18 protein-coding genes and 4 pseudogenes are annotated in these 20,673 nt (G+C 45.2%); 5 read left to right on the top strand and 17 right to left on the bottom strand.

Annotation, left to right across the window (positions count from 1 at the left end; translation table 11 throughout):
* Window positions 1–385 precede the first annotated feature (385 nt).
* The 3 genes and pseudogenes from V6N89_RS21860 (at window position 386) to V6N89_RS17025 (ending at window position 4,187) form a co-directional block, all read left to right on the top strand.
* Window positions 386–1,718 (top strand): annotated as a pseudogene (locus V6N89_RS21860) (OapA family protein).
* Between the two features lie 8 nt (window positions 1,719–1,726).
* Window positions 1,727–2,925 (top strand): annotated as a pseudogene (locus tag V6N89_RS17020) (anhydro-N-acetylmuramic acid kinase).
* 140 nt (window positions 2,926–3,065) lie between these two features.
* The gene (locus V6N89_RS17025; RefSeq protein WP_346993005.1) at window positions 3,066–4,187 is read left to right on the top strand and encodes an alkene reductase; all 1,122 of its coding nucleotides are present in this window, start codon (window positions 3,066–3,068) and stop codon (window positions 4,185–4,187) included.
* A gap of 101 nt (window positions 4,188–4,288) precedes the next feature.
* Here V6N89_RS17025 and V6N89_RS17030 read toward each other — a convergent pair whose 3' ends face one another.
* From V6N89_RS17030 to V6N89_RS17040, 3 genes and pseudogenes are all read right to left on the bottom strand, one after another.
* The gene (locus V6N89_RS17030; RefSeq protein ID WP_346993006.1) at window positions 4,289–4,561 is read right to left on the bottom strand and encodes an SRPBCC family protein; all 273 of its coding nucleotides are present in this window, start codon (window positions 4,559–4,561) and stop codon (window positions 4,289–4,291) included.
* Window positions 4,533–4,736, bottom strand: a complete 204-nt coding sequence (locus V6N89_RS17035; RefSeq protein WP_346993007.1) for an SRPBCC family protein — start codon at window positions 4,734–4,736, stop codon at window positions 4,533–4,535. The genes V6N89_RS17030 and V6N89_RS17035 overlap by 29 nt, the downstream gene beginning before the upstream one ends.
* Window positions 4,737–4,885: 149 nt before the next feature.
* Window positions 4,886–6,692 (bottom strand): annotated as a pseudogene (locus V6N89_RS17040) (trans-sulfuration enzyme family protein).
* Between the two features lie 152 nt (window positions 6,693–6,844).
* On the opposite strand from V6N89_RS17040, the gene V6N89_RS17045 reads away from it, so the two are divergent.
* Entirely contained in the window at window positions 6,845–7,846 is a 1,002-nt protein-coding gene (locus tag V6N89_RS17045) for a D-2-hydroxyacid dehydrogenase (RefSeq protein WP_338518620.1), read from the top strand.
* Between the two features lie 24 nt (window positions 7,847–7,870).
* Here V6N89_RS17045 and V6N89_RS17050 read toward each other — a convergent pair whose 3' ends face one another.
* From V6N89_RS17050 to erpA, 6 genes and pseudogenes are all read right to left on the bottom strand, one after another.
* The gene (locus V6N89_RS17050) at window positions 7,871–8,443 is read right to left on the bottom strand and encodes a glutathione S-transferase family protein (RefSeq protein ID WP_338518621.1); all 573 of its coding nucleotides are present in this window, start codon (window positions 8,441–8,443) and stop codon (window positions 7,871–7,873) included.
* Between the two features lie 140 nt (window positions 8,444–8,583).
* On the bottom strand, window positions 8,584–9,312 hold the full coding sequence (locus V6N89_RS17055; protein ID WP_346993008.1) for a molybdopterin cofactor-binding domain-containing protein: 729 nt from the start codon (window positions 9,310–9,312) through the stop codon (window positions 8,584–8,586).
* Window positions 9,309–9,797: a molybdopterin cofactor-binding domain-containing protein gene (locus V6N89_RS17060; protein ID WP_346993009.1), complete on the bottom strand. Its 489-nt coding sequence runs from the start codon at window positions 9,795–9,797 to the stop codon at window positions 9,309–9,311. The genes V6N89_RS17055 and V6N89_RS17060 overlap by 4 nt, the downstream gene beginning before the upstream one ends.
* Window positions 9,734–10,819, bottom strand: a complete 1,086-nt coding sequence (locus V6N89_RS17065) for a molybdopterin cofactor-binding domain-containing protein (protein WP_346993010.1) — start codon at window positions 10,817–10,819, stop codon at window positions 9,734–9,736. Before V6N89_RS17065 ends, V6N89_RS17060 begins: the two co-directional genes overlap by 64 nt.
* Window positions 10,819–11,306, bottom strand: a pseudogene (locus V6N89_RS17070) ((2Fe-2S)-binding protein). Before V6N89_RS17070 ends, V6N89_RS17065 begins: the two are co-directional and overlap by 1 nt.
* A 238-nt stretch (window positions 11,307–11,544) precedes the next feature.
* Window positions 11,545–11,889, bottom strand: coding sequence for an iron-sulfur cluster insertion protein ErpA (gene erpA / locus V6N89_RS17075; RefSeq protein ID WP_159626566.1), 345 nt, complete (start codon window positions 11,887–11,889; stop codon window positions 11,545–11,547).
* 212 nt (window positions 11,890–12,101) lie between these two features.
* Between erpA and V6N89_RS17080 the strand changes: the two genes are divergently transcribed.
* Window positions 12,102–12,920 carry a polyphosphate kinase 2 family protein gene (locus tag V6N89_RS17080; protein WP_346993011.1) on the top strand — a complete coding sequence of 273 codons (819 nt, stop codon included), beginning with the start codon at window positions 12,102–12,104 and terminating at the stop codon, window positions 12,918–12,920.
* 12 nt (window positions 12,921–12,932) lie between these two features.
* Here V6N89_RS17080 and V6N89_RS17085 read toward each other — a convergent pair whose 3' ends face one another.
* The 8 genes from V6N89_RS17085 to V6N89_RS17120 form a co-directional block, all read right to left on the bottom strand.
* Window positions 12,933–13,910, bottom strand: coding sequence for a GGDEF domain-containing response regulator (locus tag V6N89_RS17085; RefSeq protein ID WP_338518625.1), 978 nt, complete (start codon window positions 13,908–13,910; stop codon window positions 12,933–12,935).
* A 6-nt stretch (window positions 13,911–13,916) separates the two neighbouring features.
* The gene (locus V6N89_RS17090; protein ID WP_346993012.1) at window positions 13,917–14,732 is read right to left on the bottom strand and encodes a glycosyltransferase family 2 protein; all 816 of its coding nucleotides are present in this window, start codon (window positions 14,730–14,732) and stop codon (window positions 13,917–13,919) included.
* Complete coding sequence (locus V6N89_RS17095; protein WP_338518628.1) at window positions 14,729–15,682, bottom strand: glycosyltransferase family 2 protein; 954 nt, start codon at window positions 15,680–15,682, stop codon at window positions 14,729–14,731. Before V6N89_RS17095 ends, V6N89_RS17090 begins: the two co-directional genes overlap by 4 nt.
* Before the next feature lie 400 nt (window positions 15,683–16,082).
* The gene (locus tag V6N89_RS17100) at window positions 16,083–16,727 is read right to left on the bottom strand and encodes a sugar transferase (protein WP_338518629.1); all 645 of its coding nucleotides are present in this window, start codon (window positions 16,725–16,727) and stop codon (window positions 16,083–16,085) included.
* Between the two features lie 457 nt (window positions 16,728–17,184).
* Window positions 17,185–17,601, bottom strand: a complete 417-nt coding sequence (locus V6N89_RS17105; RefSeq protein WP_338518630.1) for a hypothetical protein — start codon at window positions 17,599–17,601, stop codon at window positions 17,185–17,187.
* 74 nt (window positions 17,602–17,675) lie between these two features.
* Entirely contained in the window at window positions 17,676–18,134 is a 459-nt protein-coding gene (locus V6N89_RS17110; protein ID WP_338518631.1) for a helix-turn-helix domain-containing protein, read from the bottom strand.
* A 40-nt stretch (window positions 18,135–18,174) separates the two neighbouring features.
* On the bottom strand, window positions 18,175–19,158 hold the full coding sequence (locus V6N89_RS17115; protein WP_338518632.1) for a sigma-54-dependent transcriptional regulator: 984 nt from the start codon (window positions 19,156–19,158) through the stop codon (window positions 18,175–18,177).
* Window positions 19,155–20,621, bottom strand: coding sequence for a sensor histidine kinase (locus tag V6N89_RS17120; protein ID WP_346993013.1), 1,467 nt, complete (start codon window positions 20,619–20,621; stop codon window positions 19,155–19,157). Before V6N89_RS17120 ends, V6N89_RS17115 begins: the two co-directional genes overlap by 4 nt.
* Between the last annotated feature and the right edge of the window lie 52 nt (window positions 20,622–20,673).

The raw sequence follows: 20,673 nt of genomic DNA on the forward strand, positions 1-20,673 counted from the left end.
ACTCTTTGATAAGACTAAATTCATTTTGGGCGGCATTTTACGCGTACACGGGAACCATTAAAAGGTTTTGGCGTCAAAAACCGGATTACAATGCGTCATGTTGTTAATCCCAAAGGCTTTGTGTAGATCGGCTGACATTGAGCGAGCAGGGGGAAGGGCTTACGCAAACACGCGGTAAACCCTTCCATGGGCGCTCCGCCACCGCATCCATGCGGTGGAGGGTTTGCTCCAGCCCTTCCCCCTACTCGCTCGTGTTCAATGACAGTCTATCTAAGAGTTTTTGGGTGTAGCAATTTGCGAAAATTTATAACGAGAAAAGTTGCATTTTTAAGCAACGTATGTGAAATAGTGTTGTGCACATAACGTTTCTCAAGTGGGCAGTAGTATGAGAAAGACAGTAGACGCCTCCAAGGCGTTAAATCTATTCAAAAAATTACCTAAGCAGCATAGAACCGGGTTGGCGGTTGCTAGCCTGTTTTTAGGTGGGCTTATTCTTTTGCCGTCTGAGTAGGTAGAAGCAAGCCGTCATCAAGAAGCACATATTCTTGATGCGGGCGTACGCTACCCAGTAGAGCTTCATCTTACTCCGTCAACCGATGTTTTCATTGGTGAAGAAGAGTCTAGCTGGCAAACCTATAAAGTGCGCCGTGGCGATACGCTGGCAAAGCTTTTTAAGCGGGCTTGGCTTTACTTCCCGCGATGTTTACAACGTAACGCAAGCTTAGGTGAACTTGCAAAAACATTGGTGACACTACTGCCTGGAGATGAGCTGTCGTTTAAAGCCAACGGCGAAGGTGGGTTTGGTGAACTCAAATACAAACTGTCTTCAACTGAAACGCTATTTGTACGTCCCAACGCAAACGAGAGCGGAACAACATTAACCGCTGATATCGAAAAACGGGATGTGGATATTCGCTATAATTTTGCCCAAGGCGAAATCAACTCTAGCTTTTGGAATGCAGCAGTCGATGCCAAGCCTTACCAACAATCAAATTATGAACCTTGCTAGGCATTTTTGGTTGGGATATCGACTTTGCCATGGAAATTCGTTCTGGCGACACATTCAATGTGATATTTGAAGAACAATATATTGATGGTGAGTTTGTTGGCTATGGCGATATTGTCGCCGCTGAATTCACTAACCAAGGTGAGCAATTTAGTGCAGTTTTGCATGAAGACGGCACCTACTACACGCCAGACGGACGAAGCATGCGCAAGAGCTTCTTGCGTGCTCCAGTCAACTTCAGGTATGTCAGTTCAAACTTTACCAAAGCGCGCTTTCACCCTGTTCAAAAACGCTGGAAAGCGCACCGCGGAGCTGATTACGTGGCTGCAGTAGGCACACCCGTAATGGCCGCGGGTGACGGTAAAGTTATTAAAGCCGCTTACGATAAGTACAACGGACACCATGTATTTATTCAGCATGGCGAAAAATACACAACCAAATACCTACACTTTAAAAAGCGCGCGGTTAAAGTCGGTGAAACCGTTAAACAAGGTCAAACCATTGGCTATCTAGGCAGTACTGGTATGGTTACTGCAGCGCGCATTTGCATTACGGATTTTTGGTTGACGGTGTCCACCGTAACCCACGCACCGTAGAGCTTCCGAAAGCGCTACCTATCGCCAAAGAAGAACGTGAAAGGTTTATGGAAATTGCGGCTCTTCGAAAAGAGCAGCTCGAAAATACCAAGCGTATTATGCTTGCTATGAAATAGCATGCATAATGGCTAAATACATTGGCCTGATGTCAGGCACCAGCATGGACGGCGTCGATGCCGTCCTTTGCGAAATAACTACGACTAACTGCTCCACTATTGCTGCAACTTCCGTCGACTACGCTCAACCATTATTAGATGCGCTTAATGCACTTTGCCGCAAGAGTGACGACGAGCTAAATAATTTTGCTATTGCTGACAGACTCGTGGCTGAAACATTCGCGAAAGCCGTAACCGAGTTGCTCGAAAAAGCTAACCTAAAATCAAACGACATTACTGCTATTGGCTCCCATGGCCAAACAGTGCGCCATTATCCAAAAGGGACGGCTAGTTCTTCACTTTTCAGTAGTGAGCTAGTGCGCGGCTTTACGTGTCAGATTGGCGACCCCAATACCATCGCGGTGTTAACAGGTATTGATGTAGTAGCAGACTTTAGGCGTAAAGACATTGCCTTAGGAGGCCAAGGTGCCCCGCTAGTAAAGCTTATCACAACGCGGTGTTTGCACACGAGACTAAGCACAGGGTATTGGTTAACATCGGTGGTATCGCCAATGTATCACTATTGCCACCCAAAAACGCCTCACGACCAGTGCGAGGCTTTGATACCGGGCCTGGCAATACACTAATGGACAAGTGGATATCGCAGCACCTAAACCAGCGTTTTGATGAAAATGGACAGTGGGCTGCCTCTGGAGTCGCACAAGAAGCGTTGTTAAACACATTGCTATCAGATAACTATTTCGCCTTACCTGCGCCTAAAAGCACGGGGAGAGAGTATTTTAACCTTGATTGGCTTAACCATAAGATTGAATCGCTGAATTCAAACACATGGAACTTACCTGATGCGGGTTCACACACAGACCTGACTCCTGAAAATGTGCAAGCCACGTTACTTGAGCTCACCGCAACCACAATTGCGAATGACGTTAAAAAGTACGTTGAAGACGGTCTTGAAGTAGGAACTGCTGTAGACGTCATTGTATGTGGTGGCGGCGCTTTTAATCAGGCCTTAATGTCAGCTTTGCAACAAAAGCTACCCAATTTTACTGTTGATGATGCCTATTCATTGGGCATCCACCCTCAGCACGTTGAAGGTGCCGCCTTTGCGTGGCTGGCTTTTGCCTACCTAAACAACATAAATGGCAATGTTCCTGAGGTAACCGGGGCATCTCGAGCGACTGTACTAGGCGCACTCTTCAAAAAGTAATCTCACTCTCAAGCCCCTTCGCTAGATTAAGTTGCGCTTTTTCATATCAAAACGCGCTAAAAATAGAGCTTGAATCAATCCAAGTTGAAGCTATCTCTGTAATCACATTTACATTAAAAATGACAGAAACAGGATAACCAATGACAGATTCAGTACTTTTTAAAACGTTTGATTGGGCGGGCCATACGCTAAAAAATCGAATGGTACTTGCACCACTAACACGAGGCCGCTCGGGTCCTGACCGCGTACCCAATAAGATTATTGGCGATCACTATGTTCAGCGAGCAGAAGCAGGACTTATCATTTCAGAAGCAACCTCTATCTCTGAAGAAGGGAATGGCTGGGTTGAATCACCCGGTATCTACACTGATGCCATGGTGGAAGGCTGGCGCTCAGTGGTTAGCCGTGTTCATGAAGCCGGCGGAAAAATGGTGCTGCAACTATGGCATACAGGGCGTGCATCGCACAGCGACTTCCACAATGGAGCTTTACCACTATCGGCGTCTGCCATAAAAATTGAGGGTGATGAAATTCATACGCCTAAAGGCAAGAAGGAATATGAAGTCCCCAGAGCAATGACACAAGACGATATCAAGCGCACTGTTGCAGACTATAAAAAGGCAGCCATCAACGCGAAGGCAGCCGGTTTCGATGGCGTAGAAGTTCATGCGGCAAATGGGTATTTAATCAATCAATTTCTCGATAGCAGAAGCAATCAACGTGACGACAGCTATGGCGGTTCGCTTGAAAACAGATACCGCTTTTTATCAGAAGTCATGGACGCAGTGCTTAGCGTATGGCCTGCTGAGCAAGTTGGTGTGCGTCTTTCACCTAATGGCGTTTTTAATGATATGGGCGCTGATGATTTCAGAGAAACCTTTACTTATGCTGCACAGCAGCTGAACGCACTTAAAGTGGGATATTTGCACATTATGGACGGGTTGGCATTTGGCTTCCACGAGCGCGGCGAGCCAATGACGTTAGCTGAGTTCAGAGCCTTATATGATGGAATGCTAATTGGAAACTGTGGTTATACACAAGAAGATGCTGAAACCCGTATCAGTGATGGTGACGGTGACATGATTGCCTTTGGCAGACCGTGGATAACTAACCCAGATTTGCCCACTCGCTTTGCAAATGACTATCCACTCACGGCGTTTGACGATCCATCAAGATGGTATGGAACCAGTGTAGAAAACTATAACGATTTCAAAACCTACAGCGAAGAAAGCGGTAAAGACGCGCTTGAATCGCTGAGTTAATGTTCAACTAGCAGTGGTACGAGGGAGAATCTCCCTCTTACTTCTGCTTTTCGCGATGTGCTCAAGGCACTGCTAAAAAATGTCGCTCCAACGCACTCACACTAATTGAAAGACTCCTTTTGGCTCGCCAAAACAGCCAGTTTTTCAAGGCATGACATCCACGCGTAGTTGTGCTGGTCGCACTCTTCTTTGTTGGCGAAACCACTTTGTACTAGCACCAACCTCACATATCCTTCTTCGGTTTTTTCAAAATGAATATCCACCGACGTCATTACTGAGTCTTCTAGGTCATCTTCCCATGCCCATGAGAATGCCAATTGCTCGTTGGGTAATATGGTGATGTACTCATAGAGTAAGCGACATCTCAACACCACTTGGCTCCATCATTTTTATGCGATAACGGCCATTTTCTTTAAAGTCACTCATTATTTGCGACACCACGCAGTTACCGGGCGCAAACCATTCAGACAAATACTCAGGTTCGTGGAATGCGGCGAAAACAAAGGGCAATGATGCGTCTAATGTGACATCTATTTTGAACTGGTGCATAGCGCTGCCTTAATAACAATAAGCAAAAAAAATCCCGAGCCCGCGTAAGGAAAGGCCCGGGAGAAGGAGTACATCCTCAATGTAATTATCGACTACCGCGCTAATTACTTGAGTATCACTACCGCAGCGAATGTTAAGTGAGCGCCGACTTAGTCATGGCCTTTCATAAGTGATGCCATACTGGGTTTACTGCCAAAATGCTGCGCGCATACTCTCTCGCTCACACTTAAATACAAGGCGTCTATATCATCAACGGCCATAAACTTCTGGCAGAAACCTGGAGCATGTGGCTCGATAAAGTGTTTTGCTGCAAGCATGAAATGCGCAATAAGCTGTTTAACATTGTCAGTGCCCATCGCAATACGCATAGTCGTAAGCTCAATACCCGCTTTCTTTTGCTCATCTGTGCTTAGTTCAGAGTGTGAAGTGAGCGCTGGGCATAATATAATGGTGTTGTTCTGGCCAATGCTGACCTGATGGCTAAACGCGGGCTCTAGGGCATCGAAAAATCGTGTAAATACATCACGAGGTAGGTTTGCTTAGGTGCCATATCCACAGTAAACAAAGTGCAAGGCCATCCGTTTGCGTGCTGCTTTTCTCGCAAGTTTAAGCATTACTGTGTTCAGGTAATGCATGGCAGTTAACGCGAATTTGATCATGCGCATGTAAGAACGCCGTAAACACTTCGGTATTAATCACCTTAGTCATCATGCGCTGTTCTAATGTTTTCATACCATTTAGCACATCAAACGCTTTTTCTGAGTCTAGGAAAGCGCCCTTGATGTAATACACATCCCAGAACATGGTTTCAGACCAATCTACGCCATTCATATTGCTGCCTTTTGGCTGGAACATGCGATGCCCCTCGCCAATAACAACGCCTGCGGTCGTCGCACCGCTACCACACAAGTCTTTGGTGTAGCTATGCATCACGTAATCGGGTCTGGCCGCTTTGTTTTTGTGCTGAAGGGGCTGATGCAACACAGGAGTGGCAAGCGTTGAATCCAGCATAACCAGCGAACCTTCTGCATGCGCGAGTTCACATATGCCAGGCACATCTAAAACATAACCATGTGGGTTACACGGAGACTCAAGATACACATGCATACTTGCGCCATTATCTAAACGTGCCGCATGTTTCTTTTTAGTCTCCTGCATAAACTCGGCGAAACTGTCTTTGTCATAGCCATCAAACCATGCAATTTGAATATCCATGCGGTTGCTGCGCGCAAAGTAGTCGTGCAATAGCTGATACACACCGCCATAAACATTGCGTGAAACAATCAGCACATCGCCATGACTTAACACGTTTGATAAACACGCATCAATTGCCGCCATACCTGAGTTGAAGTTCCACGCGAGATATTGCGCTGCATAAGGTCCCGCTTCCATATCAACAATGGCATTAGCCAATGAAATATTGGTAGGATTGAGCAGTCGAGAATAGATTTGGTGCGTGAATTCTTTACCTTGGAATGCGTCATCTACCCATTCGGTACAGGCATAGACGTAGGTAGCCGTACGTACCACCACTGGAGTGGCAGAGAAAAGCGCCGTGACGTTGTCGAATAAAGGATAATGACCTTGTGAGCCATTGCCGCCGGATAAACTTTGATATGTTGCTCTAAACGGGTTTTGCAACGTGTCGAGAATTTTTGCAATTTGGAATGACAAGAATTTTTTGGCGTTGAAATAGGCTACTCTGTCCTCTTTATCGAGCCCTTGCAGCGTGTTACTAGTAATATCCCAGAGCTGCATAACGCTAGATTGTGCGCCGTAAAGGTGATGAGCAGTATTCGCTAGCGCTTTCCCATAGTCGCTTGCTGCATCGATACCAAAATGAGAAAGTTGTTCTGCAACTAGCGCCTCTGTGGTGTCAGCCACAGTGGTATTACGTTTTGGCGATAGCACTTTTGCGTGCTCGACGTTGATAGAAGAAAGAGTATTTGACTGCATAGTTATTCCGTTAAGTATTGATACAAACTCGACACTATATGCCGACTCATTTACAAAAATGTAAAACTTAAATCACAATTTTAGAACAACTAGCTATACGAAAAACGCTTTGAAGCTAGGAAAGAAAAGTTTACTTTGGGATACAAAAACGAATGAATTCAACTGCTACGACAGCGCTTGATGTCACGATTTTGAGTGATGAAGCCCATGATATTGCCAGCGCCATTACGCAACAATTAGCAAGCTTTGATATCGAGACTCACAGTGGCGACAACGCATTCTCTTCCAATATTCGTATTCAACAAATTGCCACATCGCCCAAAGATATAGACCCTCATAAGGTTTCAATATTGCTCTCAGACCCAGACCTCGCAGCAGAAATAATTGAGCAATGTGATGGATTAACCTGGTGCCAATCAACATGGGCAGGCAATGCGCCTTTACTGCGTGCCAATAAAAGAGACTACATACTCACTGGTCTAAAAGGCATATTTGGTAAACTCATGCGTGAATATGTATTTGCGTATTTACTGCAACACGCTAGAAACATACCCGCCTTTGACGTAAACCAAAAAGCTCAGCCACCGCGTTGGAAAGCAGAGCCACGCCACCCCTTACATGGACAAACATTGGGTATTTTAGGTATAGGTAGTATAGGTCAGTCGCTTATCCCGGTCGCACATGCCTTTGGTATGCAGGTTATTGGACTAAGTCGCAACGGCGCTCCGGTTGAAGGCACTGAGGCAGTGTATACCAAGGCGTCTATCATTGAATTTGCGCAGCATGCAGACCATATCATAAACCTTATGCCCGACACGCCAGAGACACAGAATGTAATATCCCACGAGCTGCTACACGCGCTCAAGCCACACAGCATATTAGTTAATGCCGGACGGGGCAGCGCCATTGATGAGGATGCGCTGATTACCTGTTTAGATAAAGGAACCTTGGCTCACGCTGTTCTCGATGTTTTCAGACAAGAGCCTCTTCCTCGAAATCATCCGTTTTGGGCACACCCGAAAGTAAGTATTACGGCGCATACGGCTGCCGAGTCACAGCCATCAGATGTCGCGAGTGTATTTTTGAAAAACGCCAAACGGTACCTCAATAATCAACCTTTGCACTACCAATTCGATTTCGACAAAGGCTACTAGTAGAAGTTAGCCGAGTGTAAAAGGCTAACTTCTTGGGTCGGTGGCTGTAACTTCAATACGATGATGATGTTTTTCATGAAACTCAAGCAACTGTGGATAGCGTTTCATATCGTGAAGCTCTCGAAAAAGTACCCAGTCAACTAATGAATACAGGCAAATTTCAGGGTAGCTCCACGTACTAAATCCACCTGCGTCTAATTGGGCACTTAGGGTTGAGAGAACCGCTTCAATACGCTCACGCTGTAGTGAGAAATACATCTTGTCTTCGCTAATATCAAAGTCAGAACGCTTTAGTAGCATCATCTGAACAAATGAGTCATTTGCTGCGTCAATCAAGGTCAGTTGATTTTCTTCTTCCCACGTTAATCCCTCTAAATCGAGCTTATCTGCGAGATAATTGTAGATAATACGCGAATCAAAAATCATCTGCCCGTCATCTTCTAAACAAGGTACTTTTAGTGTGGGATTACGCGAAGCAAGCAGCGTGCGATCTTCTCCAGAAAATATCTGCAAGTTCAGAAATTCGTGTTCTGTTGACGCCAACACAATGCGTATTCGGCGTACATAAGGTGATGTTGTCGAACCATACAATTTCATTTCAATACCCTATTTAACGTTAAAAACGGACCTAGTTTTCCCGCACATAAAACAATGAGGTCGCACATTCACCCTATGTGAATGAACGACCTATGCACAATCCAAATAGCTAAAAAAGCGTATTCTTGTCGCTTGCCGCTTTACGCTTTCATGGGTTGTATTGGCAAATTTCTGTGACGCTTACCGGATGCTTGGTAAATAGCATTACTTAACGCCGGAGCAAAAGGCGCCATACCAGGCTCTCCCAATCCAGTAGGTTTAGCGTCAGAGTCGATAAAATGCACATGAACTTCAGGCATATCACTAATGCGCATGACTGGGTAGTCGTGGAAATTACTGTTTACCACGGCGCCATCTTTAAACGACACTTCGCAGTATTTTGCTAACGATATCCCCATCGCTACGGCACCTTCTTGCTGCGCTGTAGCGCCGTCTTTATTAAGCACTTGTCCGCAGTCCACTGCTGAGTCCACTCTAAGTACTTCAAAGTCGTCGCCTTTCATACGTACGTGAACGGCCATAGCAATGTAGGTTTGAAAACTGTAGTGCACAGCAATACCAATGCCTTCACCGTCAGGAAGAGCCTTACCATAACCCGACTTTTCAACCACCAAGTCAAGAACGCCTTTTGAACGCTTAACTTGCTCAGCCTGCTTGGGATTAGCGTTGCTGTCATACAGGCGGTGTAACATGGTAGCAGTATCCACCCCGGCTTTTTCTGCTAACTCATCAGTAAATACGCCATAAGCAAAGCCCCAGAAAATAGCGTAAACCGCGCGATACCAGCCAATACGCGTATGCGCCGGTGCTAGGCCAGACTCGCTTCTCAAATTAGCCACACCGAAGGGATGATTTTCTACTTCACTCATCGCATTTGCTTAGGTGCAAATTGTACCGACGGGTCGAACAGCGTATTGATTGACGGGAATGCCGCTCGATGTAACCAGCCCGTTACGTTGCCATCGCTATCCAGCGACGCTTCTATGTGCTGTGCGCTATTTGAATGATAGAACCCTGTGCGCGTGTCTTCTTCCCTCGTCCATGTTAATTGAATTGGCGTACCTACAGCTTTAGAAATAGCCGCAGCTTCTTGCACGTAGTCACATTTAAACTTACGCCCAAATGCACCGCCGCTAATCATCACATTCACTTTCACGGCTTTCTTATCGATACCCAGAAACTGAGACAGTACAGATTGAATGTCATCTGGGCTTTGAGTAGACGCCCACACCTCACAAGTGCCATTACCCACAGCCACCACGCTTGCATTGGGCTCCATAGGAGCATGCACTAGATGACCTTCGGTATACGTCGCTGACACCGTTCGCGCAGCTTTTGCAAACGCGCCTTCCACATCGCCACGCTCAGCAATTTTGTTTGCTTAAGCTTTTCAACGTTTTCCACCAAGGTTTTCATGTACGCCATGGTGTCATAGCTGCCATGCTCGCCTCTGTCCCACTCTACTTTAAGCTTTTCGACACCTTGTTGCGCTGACCATGAATTGTTTGCCACAACAGCCACGCCCCCCAAAGAACCGAAGGGTACTTTCATAGGCGCAATTTCCACTACAGCAGTTACGCCTTGCACTTTCATTGCGTCGGTTTTATCTACTGATTTGAGCGTCCCGCCCATCACAGGGCAATGCACAATAGCTGCGTATTGCATACCATCCACTTTGGTATCGACGCCATACTTGCGCTGACCTTGTACAACTTTGGCTACATCATGACGCGGTAAATGCGAACCGATATAACGAAAATCCGCCTTCGCTTTAAGCGTTGGATTTTCAGGCGTTGGCATGGTCGCAGCCACGCTAGCAAGCTCGCCATAGCTCAATTTTTGCTTTGTTGCTTTGTTTACAACGAAGTGGTTTTCGGCATAACAGTTCTCGGCACTTATACCCCACACTTTTGCCGCAGCAGCGACAAGCATTTCTCGTGCAACGGCACCGGCTTTGCGCATAGGTTCGTACATTGTACGGATACTGGCTGACCCGCCCGTGGCCTGACTGCCGTATTTGTCCTGATCACCCTCGGCTTGTTCTACCGTAACCTTTGACCAGTCAGCTTCCATTTCATCAGCAACTACCGATGGCAAGGCCGTACTAATCCCCTGCCCCATTTCGCATCGACCGCAATAAATAAGCACGCTGCCATCTTTTTGCAAATGGATAAAAGCGTTAGGGTTGAACTCGGCGGCCTGAGATGGGCTAGCTTGCGCATTAAGTGATACCCCCACCACCAAACCACATGTCCCAAGGGCACTTGCTTTTAAAAACTGTCGACGATTTAGCGACACCGACATGCGCTTAACGGTAAACGATTGCGCCTGCTTTTCTCGCTGCTCAACAAGTAAACTTTCAATATCAGCACGCATTATGAAACCTCCTTGGCTAGGTCATAGTTCGCAAGCTCGGTAGCCGCAATATTAATCGCCTTTTTAATGCGCTGGTACGTGCCACATCGACAAATGTTCCCTTGCATGGCGTTATCAATTTCTTGATCACTAGGCGATGTATTCTTTGCAAGTAGGCTGGCTGCATTCATTATTTGGCCCGCCTGGCAATAACCGCACTGCGGCACGCCTACTTCTAGCCATGCCTTTTGAAGGGGATGAGATGCATCTTCAGAGAGACCTTCAATCGTCGTAACCTTTCGACCCGCTAGTGCGCTAACCTAAGCATAACACAAGCTCGTGTAGCTTGACCGTCCACGTGGACAGTACAGGCGCCACATAAACCTTTTCCGCAGCCAAATTTGGTGCCTGTAAATTCCAATCTATCGCGTAAAAACCACAATAGTGGCATGTTATCTGGGACATCGATGGGGTATTCAGTCCCGTTGACGAATAAGGTTTTGCTCATGGTCTTTCCTTTTTGCCTGTTGTCGCATGCTGATGCTTGTAATTATATTGTTAACTTAGACAAGTTAAGGAACGAAGACAATGTACTTTATCTGTGAGACAGGTTACTTAACGGAATACAAAAATAGAAATGTGTTGTAGACATAACGTCGACAACAAGAACGAAAAGAGGAAAATTAGAAAAACGAGGCATGGTGCAAGAACGCACCATACCATCAGGTGTAAAGCGTTATTGCTTATTAAACACTGAAACTTGCACCGCAACCACATGTAGTTGTGGCATTAGGGTTTTGAACTAGGAAACGCGAGCCTTCAAGGCCATCAACATAGTCAACAACGCCGCCAACAAGATACTGCAGGCTCATTGGGTCAACGACTAGGGTTACGCTATCTTTTTCAATGGTCATATCGCCTTCATTGACTTTTTCATCAAATGTAAAGCCATACTGAAACCCTGAGCAACCACCGCCTGTTACATAAACACGCAGTTTCAAATCAGGATTTTCTTCTTCTGTCACAAGGGTTTTCACTTTTGCTGCCGCTGCATCAGAAAACTCAATTGGCAACGCCGTTTCTACAGACATACCCACCTCTTAACCGGACTTAATGTGCAAGTGCACAAACACTATGCGCAATTATCTAATACTTGACTAATTTCATCAACTATTGGGGCGAAACTTAATGAATCAATACCGCTTAGCTCGAAAGCGTTAAACAAAAACCGTACAGCAGAGCATTTGCTAAGTTGTCTTTAAGCGTTACTCTACAACTACGATTTTCCTGATTCGAGACAGTAATGGCTTCTAATATGGTATGGGATCCAAAACCACCTACCCTATACACCTCATTTCCAGACTCGCGCTTTGACGAAAAAGACGAGTACAAACAAGGCTTAATTTGTGCACAAGAGACGCTTTTTCACGTCCAGCAGGCTTATTTTCATCAAAAGCGTCGCGCGTTAATCATTTTTGAAGGCTGGGACGCATCAGGAAAAGGCGGCGCGATTAGAAGAGTTACCGAAAAGCTAGACCCAAGAGGTGTTAGTGTCTTTCCCGTAGCCAAACCTGCTGATGATGAGCAAAGCAAACACTTTCTCTATCGCTTTTGGCAGCAGATCCCTTCTCCGGGCACCCTGAAGATTTTTGACCGTTCTCACTATGGGCGCGTGTTGGTGGAACGCGTGGACAACTTGGCAAGTAAAGCCGAATGGGTGCGTGCTTATCAAGAAATCAATGAATTCGAGCGTACCTTGGTCGACAGCGGCGTACGCATCATTAAGTTCTATATGCATATTTCGGCAGATGAACAGAAAAAACGTTTTGAAGAACGATTACATAACCCTTTCAAACGCTGGAAGCTTACCGAAGAAGACCTTCATAACAGAAGAAAAAGAAGCGAGTATGAAATAGCCATTAACGAGATGTTTAAACAAACGCACACTCAACATGCGCCCTGGCATATTATTAACGGCGAACACAAGTGGCAAGCCAGAGTAGATGTTTTAACGCATATCGCAAACACGCTGAGCCAAGGAGTCGACATTTCTCCTCCCCCGCTTGATGAAGATGTTATCCGTTTGGCATCACAACAGCTTGATACAAACATAAACACCTGATCTAGTTACTGTTTAGCCGAAGCTGTATGCCACCAAAGGTGATGCCTGATGTTGGGTAGTCGCTCTTTTCCTCATACCACATGACACCGTGTTTTTGCCCTCTGCTTTTGCGGTATACAGCGCTTTGTCTGCTTTTTTCACCAACTCTACGAATTTAAGTGAGTTTTCGTGCTCTGATGACGACACACCAATGCTCACTGTTACTACCCCGTGGTCAGAGAAACTATGATCGATCATTAATGCTTCCACTGCCCTAGTCATAATGCGAGCAATTCGCTTTGCATGGTCTAGCCCAGTTTTTGGAAGTAAAACCATAAATTCTTCACCGCCAAAACGCATCACACAATCAAGCGGCCTAGACACTGACTCACTCAGCGCACGCGCAACGGCTTTCAACACTTTATCACCTTCCAAGTGACCATAGTTGTCGTTGAATTTCTTGAAATTATCAACATCGACCATCAACACAGACAAATCAGCCTTCTCCCGAACAAGTTGTTTAATTAGTCTTGGCGCATTTTGCTTTAAGAACTGGCGGTTCGGCAAAGCGGTAAGCTGGTCTTTACATGCTAAAGAAACGAGGTGACGCTCTTTGGCTTTCACCTCGATTTGCCGCATTATACGCATTTTAAGCACATCGGCTTTTACGGGTTTAGAGACAAAATCAGCAGCCCCTGCTCCCCAACACTGCTTTTGTACATCACCGTCATCATTACCAGTAAAGAAAATGATAGGGATATCTTTGGAACGGCTGCACGCTTGTAATTTTATGCACGTATCAACACCATTGACTTCAGGCATGTGATAATCCATCAAAATAACATCTGGCGACTCATGCCTTTGGCAGTACCTGACGGCCTCAAACCCGTCATCCACATAGCTACAGTTAAATTCCTTACATAACATACCTATCACTGTGGCACGCGCTAGTGCGTCGTCTTCGACAATAAGCACACTGTATTTTTTTGCTTTAGTACGGTCTAACATCATTCTCTCCTACAGTGATTTTTGCAAAGCGCTACGACTGTTTGCGTTTGTAATAGGGGCTTTCAAAAAGCCTTGAAACTTTTTTGCAAATACATGCTTCACCTGTGAAATAAATGCATGTAATCGAGCTCGACGCGTAATGTTAAATTGCCCGTCATTTTTGTATTCACTTAACGTTGATGCACACGGGTGCACCGCACATTGTGGCGAATTTACATTGTTACTCTCTAGCTGCTGTGGCGAGCGCATTGGAAAGCAGCGCGAAACAATAAAACCTTGTGCCATGGACGATGCCCAATCTGGGAATTTAGTCGATACCGACTCTGACCACTTGCGCACTGGGTCGTTAGCAAAAAATCGTTTCTCACTTTTATTCACCGAATAATATTTACGGCGCTTAGTAATTGATTTATTTACATCTTCACTATCAAAATCTGCAACTTCTTGGCTGGTCAGATAAAAGCGTGCCAACCATACTTTCATCGCATTTTTCTTCGCTGCAGTCGCCTCCTTCAACTGCTCCACTGGCGACTCACTGAGTAACTCGTCGGGGTTAAGTATGTACCACCAGTCATCGCTGGTGTATTCGCTGTGATGGCGGTTGTAAATGCGATTTAATAACCCACTCTCCTTCGGTTCATCGGTTTGTCCGAAAATCACCAGCTCTCTGAACCTTGAGGCCATTTCATTTACAAGCTCCCAACTGCCATCGCTTGAGTGGTTGTCGTAAACGTAAATTTTATGGCAGAACTTCATGGCATATAGCAAGGCTTCCTCAACAATGTCTACATCGTTACTAACCACTATGATTGCGTTAATTTTCATGACTGCCACTCCTTAGATAGAATTGATTTAACATTGCCAAGCGTCGACTTGAGCGCGTGAAGTTTCATCAACGCCATCATAGATACGAAAGAAAGCGTGCGGTGTTGACACATAGGCATCAACAGCACTGCTTTGGCCGCATGTTGATTGCCATCGTTGATAAAGCCTTTCACCGCTTCAAGACCTTGAACAGCACAGTAATGCTTAATGCTTTTAACCGTCTTTTGTGGGTAACGACCAGCCATCACCATAGTATAAAGGCGTTCAGCTGAGGCGTAAGTGCCTACTGGGAAAAGATCTTCAAAGCCAGGTTTGTGCGCATCACTCTTACAGTGCATATGTATGTTAGGGCTATATGCGATAGTGCCGTCTAGCGCTGCTTGCAAGATGAAGTCTTTAGGTACGCGGGTATGCTCGCTTACTGCGAAGCCGCCAAGAGCTAAGAAATTCGCTTTCTTAACCATCATTGATGACACCGTGAAAGGCATATCTCCTAAAGTGACCATTTTGAAAAAGTCTGATAGTAAATAACCCTCAGGGTTAACAGAGTCTAAGAAGATATTCGCATCCACAGGATTGCCTTCAGTGTCAACACGCTGATAGCGAGTCGCAAATACATCTGAACAAGGGTAGTTGTCCTGAAGCTTTTGCATTTCGAACGTGAAAAAGGGCATCCACTGGTCGGCAGCATCAAGAAAAGCGACATAGTGGTTAGACGATGCTTTTACACCTTCGTTACGCATGCTGGCAATACTGCAGCCCTCTACCTGTATAAGCTTGATGTTCTGCGCCTGCATAGCGTTAACTTTTTCAACGCTACCGTCCGTTGAACCACCATCAACAACGATGATTTCACCTACGCTAACAGCCTGGTTCAAAACACTCTTAACAGCGTTTTCAATGCTGTGAGCTTGATTATACATAGTGATGACAACTGACAATGATTTCATGGCTCTAGTTCCTACTTGGAATGCTTACTTACCATGACTTTTTGCAAAGCCTATGCCAAACACGAAAAAGATATTATTTTCAAAGAGATACATGTGACCAGAGGTTTTCTACAGCCGTTTCAAAATGCTAATTTCTCAAAATGCACAAGACCATCAGTAGCATTTTGCAAAACTACAATAAACGTCGCTGCGGTTATGTTATCTCGTATTCGCCTATAGCAAAGGTGAGTCATTTCACGAGAGTGACAACACTCGATGACAAAGAAACAAAATATGAAGGCCCATCTACAATGGGTGAGTGGGTGGCATTGCGCAGTTCAACGCGCTATCGAGGAATGCAATAAAAAAAGCAGTATGCCAACTACGACATACTGCTTAGGGCAAAACACACTTAAGGAGATTAATAAGCGCCTCTTGCAGTAACCACAGCGGGAACAGTCGCTAGCAGAATTTTGACATCAAAGAACCAGCTCTGCTGTGCGATATACGTCTTATCTAACATCAACTGCTCCTCAAAGGTTGTATCTGCACGACCAGAAACCTGCCACAAACCGGTCAAGCCTGGCTTGCAACTTAAACGAGCCAATGTGTCTGTATCGTATTGAGCGTACTCTGAAGTCAAGTGAGGGCGTGGACCAACCAAGACCATGTCACCTGTAAGAACGTTAAACAATTGCGGTAGCTCATCAATCGACAGCTTTCTGATGACACGACCAACACGAGTAATGCGCGGGTCGCTATACATTTTCTGGCAAATACCTTCTCTATCGCTTTTCATCTTCGCAGCAGCTTCCCACTGGGGAGAGTCAGGTGTGAACATTGAACGAAACTTGAAGCATTTAAACTGACGACCTTGTTCACCTACACGTGTTTGAGAAAAAATAAGTGGGCCACGACTTTCTAACTTGATAAGACAAGCCACAATAAGAAGCAAAGGTGACAATGCAATTAACCCCATCAACGCAACCGCTTTCTGCGCTGCAATAGGTAAACCTTTGTGATTAGTCGCGTTGTTATTAAATTTGGCAGTAACTGTTTTCATCATCTTTCTCCTACTCAAACATGATGTGCATGCTGAAGATAAACTGGTCACCTGAGCTGTTATGGTTCTTCTATCTAACAGGTCAAGGTGAAGATACGGAGATAAGAGCAAAACCTTTGCCAACTTTACAAGCATAACAAAATCAACAACTTAAGAAAAAACAAAGAAAAAAGAGAAACTGGGGTATTTGAAAATTCTCAAATTGAAAAGCAAAACACTAAAGTCGCTTTACAAATTCCCATTTTGAAAAACAAATAGCAGAATCAAGGTCGATATTGCAGTTACACATAATTCATCTAGCGACATTAACGCTATCAATGCATCTATCCAGCTCAGAGTGTCTGGCGTGACTTGCAAATAATGAATAAAGAGAGTTTAGTTAAGAAAAGACATCATAAAGTCGGCATAGAAAGATGCTTTCCATGCCCCGAAAAGTTAGAAGTAGCGAGTCATATGGCAGCTAGAGCGATTTGAACCAATCATAGAGCCCTAGTGAGAAACCCTCGAATAAATCTATGCCTAGCAGTGATTTAAGAAGGTAAATAACAACTAACCCTAGCAAACTTAATATCATGACTGTGAGGGTAGCTATGAGAAAAAGTGAGGCCGCTGCAATTGCTTTTTCTTTGGCCGTGAGGGGGCGTTTATTTCTTCCGGCAAGAAAAACAAGATAGAAACTATAGGGTAAAAAGGGGAACTTTACCGTTGCTCTTAAATCGACACTGTGCACGCGGCCACCGCGAAGCCCTACTACGCGAGCCAATGCCATTTGCTGCTCTACAGTAAAACTTTGCGCTATATGTGGCTCCATGCGTTGCATAAGCCGTTTAACGGTTGGATCATGCATGGGATGTGATTGTTCGCTGCTCTTTGCCACCGCACTACCTTTTAGTAAATTTGTATCACATAGTTTTTTTGAACATTAGCAATAGATGATTAAGCTTTTCCCTGCTACCACTGCTGTATTTTCCTATAAAGCGTAGAGGGGCTGACGCCAAGTGCATTTGCAGCCTTAACCACATTGTCTTCATAATAAGCAATGGCATCTTCGATGGCTTTGCGTTCAATATCAGCAAGTGGCATAATGTCTTCCTCACTGTGGCCCCCATCACCATCCGTTGGCCCGCCATGCGATGCATCAACGCTGTCGAGTTCGTCTTCGCTATATGTACTTGATTCCGACGACTGAGAAACGTCGCTAGCTTCTTTAGCAACTGACTCAATACGCGCTTGTTCAACCGGGATCTGAGACTGAAGCATGCTGGCTGTTAATAAAGGCCCATCATTCATAACAACAGAGCTATAGATCAAATTTTGCAGTTGGCGAACATTACCAGGCCATGAAAACCTGCGAAGCAGTTGTTTCGCGTCTTCAGCAAAGCCGGAGAACATCTTGCCTTCTTCCGACATGTAGCACCTCATAAAGTGGTTGGCGAGCAACAATACATCATCACCTCGCTCTCGCAACGGTGGTAAATGAAGCGCTATAACATTTAGCTAAGTAAAACAAATCTTCTCGCAAATGCCCATCTTTTATGGCCTCTAGCGGCTGACGGTTTGTCGCCGCTATAAATCGGACATCCACTTTTTCCAGCTTGCCCGACCCTACCCTCTGGAAGGTTCCAGTTTGGATAAAGCGCAATATCTTAGCTTGCAGCCCCATATCCATTTCGCCAAGCTCATCAAGAAAAAGGGTACCGTTATCTGCTTGTGTCGCCGCCCCATCTCGATTGGACACCGCACCAGAAAACGCCCCTTTTACGTGACCAAAAATCTCTGATTCCATCAACTCTGATGGAATTGCCGCACAGTTCAATGCGACAAAATTGTCGTGCTTGCGTTTACTTAAGTTATGGATTGCCGATGCAGCCACTTCTTTACCGACACCGCTCTCTCCAGTAATGAACACAGACGCAGAACTGGGTGCCGCCTTTTCAATAATGGAATAAACACTTTCAAGGGCTTTCGACTCACCAATAAACCCTTCTACGGCACGCTTCCGTCTTGATTCGGCTTTAACCAGTGCGCTACGCAGCATACTACGCTCAACTAGCGCTTTGCGCATTTTCACGGCTTGGCCAATGACAAGTTCAAGGCGCGTATCGTCCCACGGTTTTTTAAGGTAACTCCACACATTCGCTTCGTTTACGGCCTCTAACACATGTTCAGCTTCGCTATGTGCAGTAAGCATAATGCGAATTGTCTCGGGGGCAGAATGAGAAAGCTGCTTTAAGAACTGCGTGCCACTCATGCCTGGCATCGACAAATCGCTAATGACAATGTCATATGTTTTGTTTTGACAAGCCTCTAACCCTTCTTCACCGCTGCTTGCGGTATCAATCGTTGAAGGTATTAAACATTCCAAGGTCCGTTTTAATGCACGCTGCACAGCGGCTTCGTCATCTACTAGCAATATTTCAAGTTTGTCTGTCATTCCATCGCCTCAGTCTCTTTTTTCTTTGTTGCTTGGGGAAGCATGATAGAGAAACAGGTACCCACATCCACAGTAGAATCTACTTTCAACAATCCGCCATGCGCCTCAATGATGTTTTTTGAAATGGCCAACCCTAATCCTGTTCCTTTGCCAACGGCTTTGGTTGTAAAGAAGGGTGAAAATATCTTGGCTAGATTTGCTTCTGATATCCCAACACCTTCATCCTTCACATTGATAGTGAAGTATTTCCCATCTCGTAAAATGTTCACCGCCACGCCTCCGTCTTCTTGGGTGGCGTGGATAGCATTGATTATGATGTTAAGTAGAACCTGTTCTATTTCCCCAGCATTAGCCTCAACTAGCGCCGTGTCATCGAAAAGCTGTATTTCAATGTCCTCTCGAAACTCTTTGCTGAACGATGCAACTTTAACGGTATCTTTAACCACTTTGTTAAGGTCAACCAGCTTAAACTCTTTGTTGCTGGTATGAACAAAGGTGCGCAGGCTATCGCTAATTTTGCTAAGCCTTTCTACGCCATCCATATTATCTTGCAACACTTCAGCTATGGCGTCTTCCATCCTTACTAAGTTGTTCTTTTCAAGTGCGACCCCCGCTTCACTTCCCGCTAATGAACCCGCCAATGCCTTCAACTCTCCGATGGCAGGAAGAAGCGCTTGCTTTAGGTATTTATTGTTTGCCGAAATAAACGCTAGTGGGTTGTTTATTTCATGAGCGACGCCGCTAGCTAAGATTCCTAGCGAGGACATTCTATCGGCGATAGCCAGCTGCTTGTGCGCATCAGAAAGTTCATCTTTCAGACCAGCGGCCTCTTTAGTCTCACTTGCTCGCAAGTTGTCATTATTTAGCTTTTCTAAGCTGTGTCGTAGCTGAGCAATGTGCGCATCTAATACGTAGAGCTTTTCTTCATCTATCATCGGTGAATCAATAAGCATGGCCAGCCAACCGTCAACTTGGTCAATATATTTGAAATTTAGATAAACTAGCCAAGTAGAGAATTGACTTTCTTCATCACTTACTTCTTGTATACACCAATATGGTATAGGGCCGTCAATATCGAAAGGAATGAGGTTAGCGACGCTTGATACATTGACGGTTTCAGAAGTATTTCTGATTACTCGAGGATCGCCATACTGAGTGCCATTTTTCGTGTAAAAAATCGCTGCAAATTTCGCATTTATAAATGTTGCGCTTAGCTCTAACAGCGACTCGACAAGAGTTTGATTGCTCTCTGCGCTGGTTGACTCAGTTGTTGATTTTACAAAGAACTCAATTTCATGCTGTCTAAGCTCAACTTCAGCAACAGCTTCTCTGAGCTTTTCATTGGCAATAAACGTTTTTTTAGCGTAGTCATCAAGCAATTGTTCTGCGGACTCGCGAGCTTTTTTCTCTCGCTCAAGTCGCCTTTTTAAATGGGCAACTTCTTGCTCTAAACTCCGTTGCATATCAACTTCCTATAAAATCATTGGGCACTTTGATTTGCGTGATAGAAACACA

Source organism: Alteromonas gracilis, assembly GCF_036870955.2.
GTDB lineage: Bacteria > Pseudomonadota > Gammaproteobacteria > Enterobacterales > Alteromonadaceae > Alteromonas > Alteromonas gracilis_A.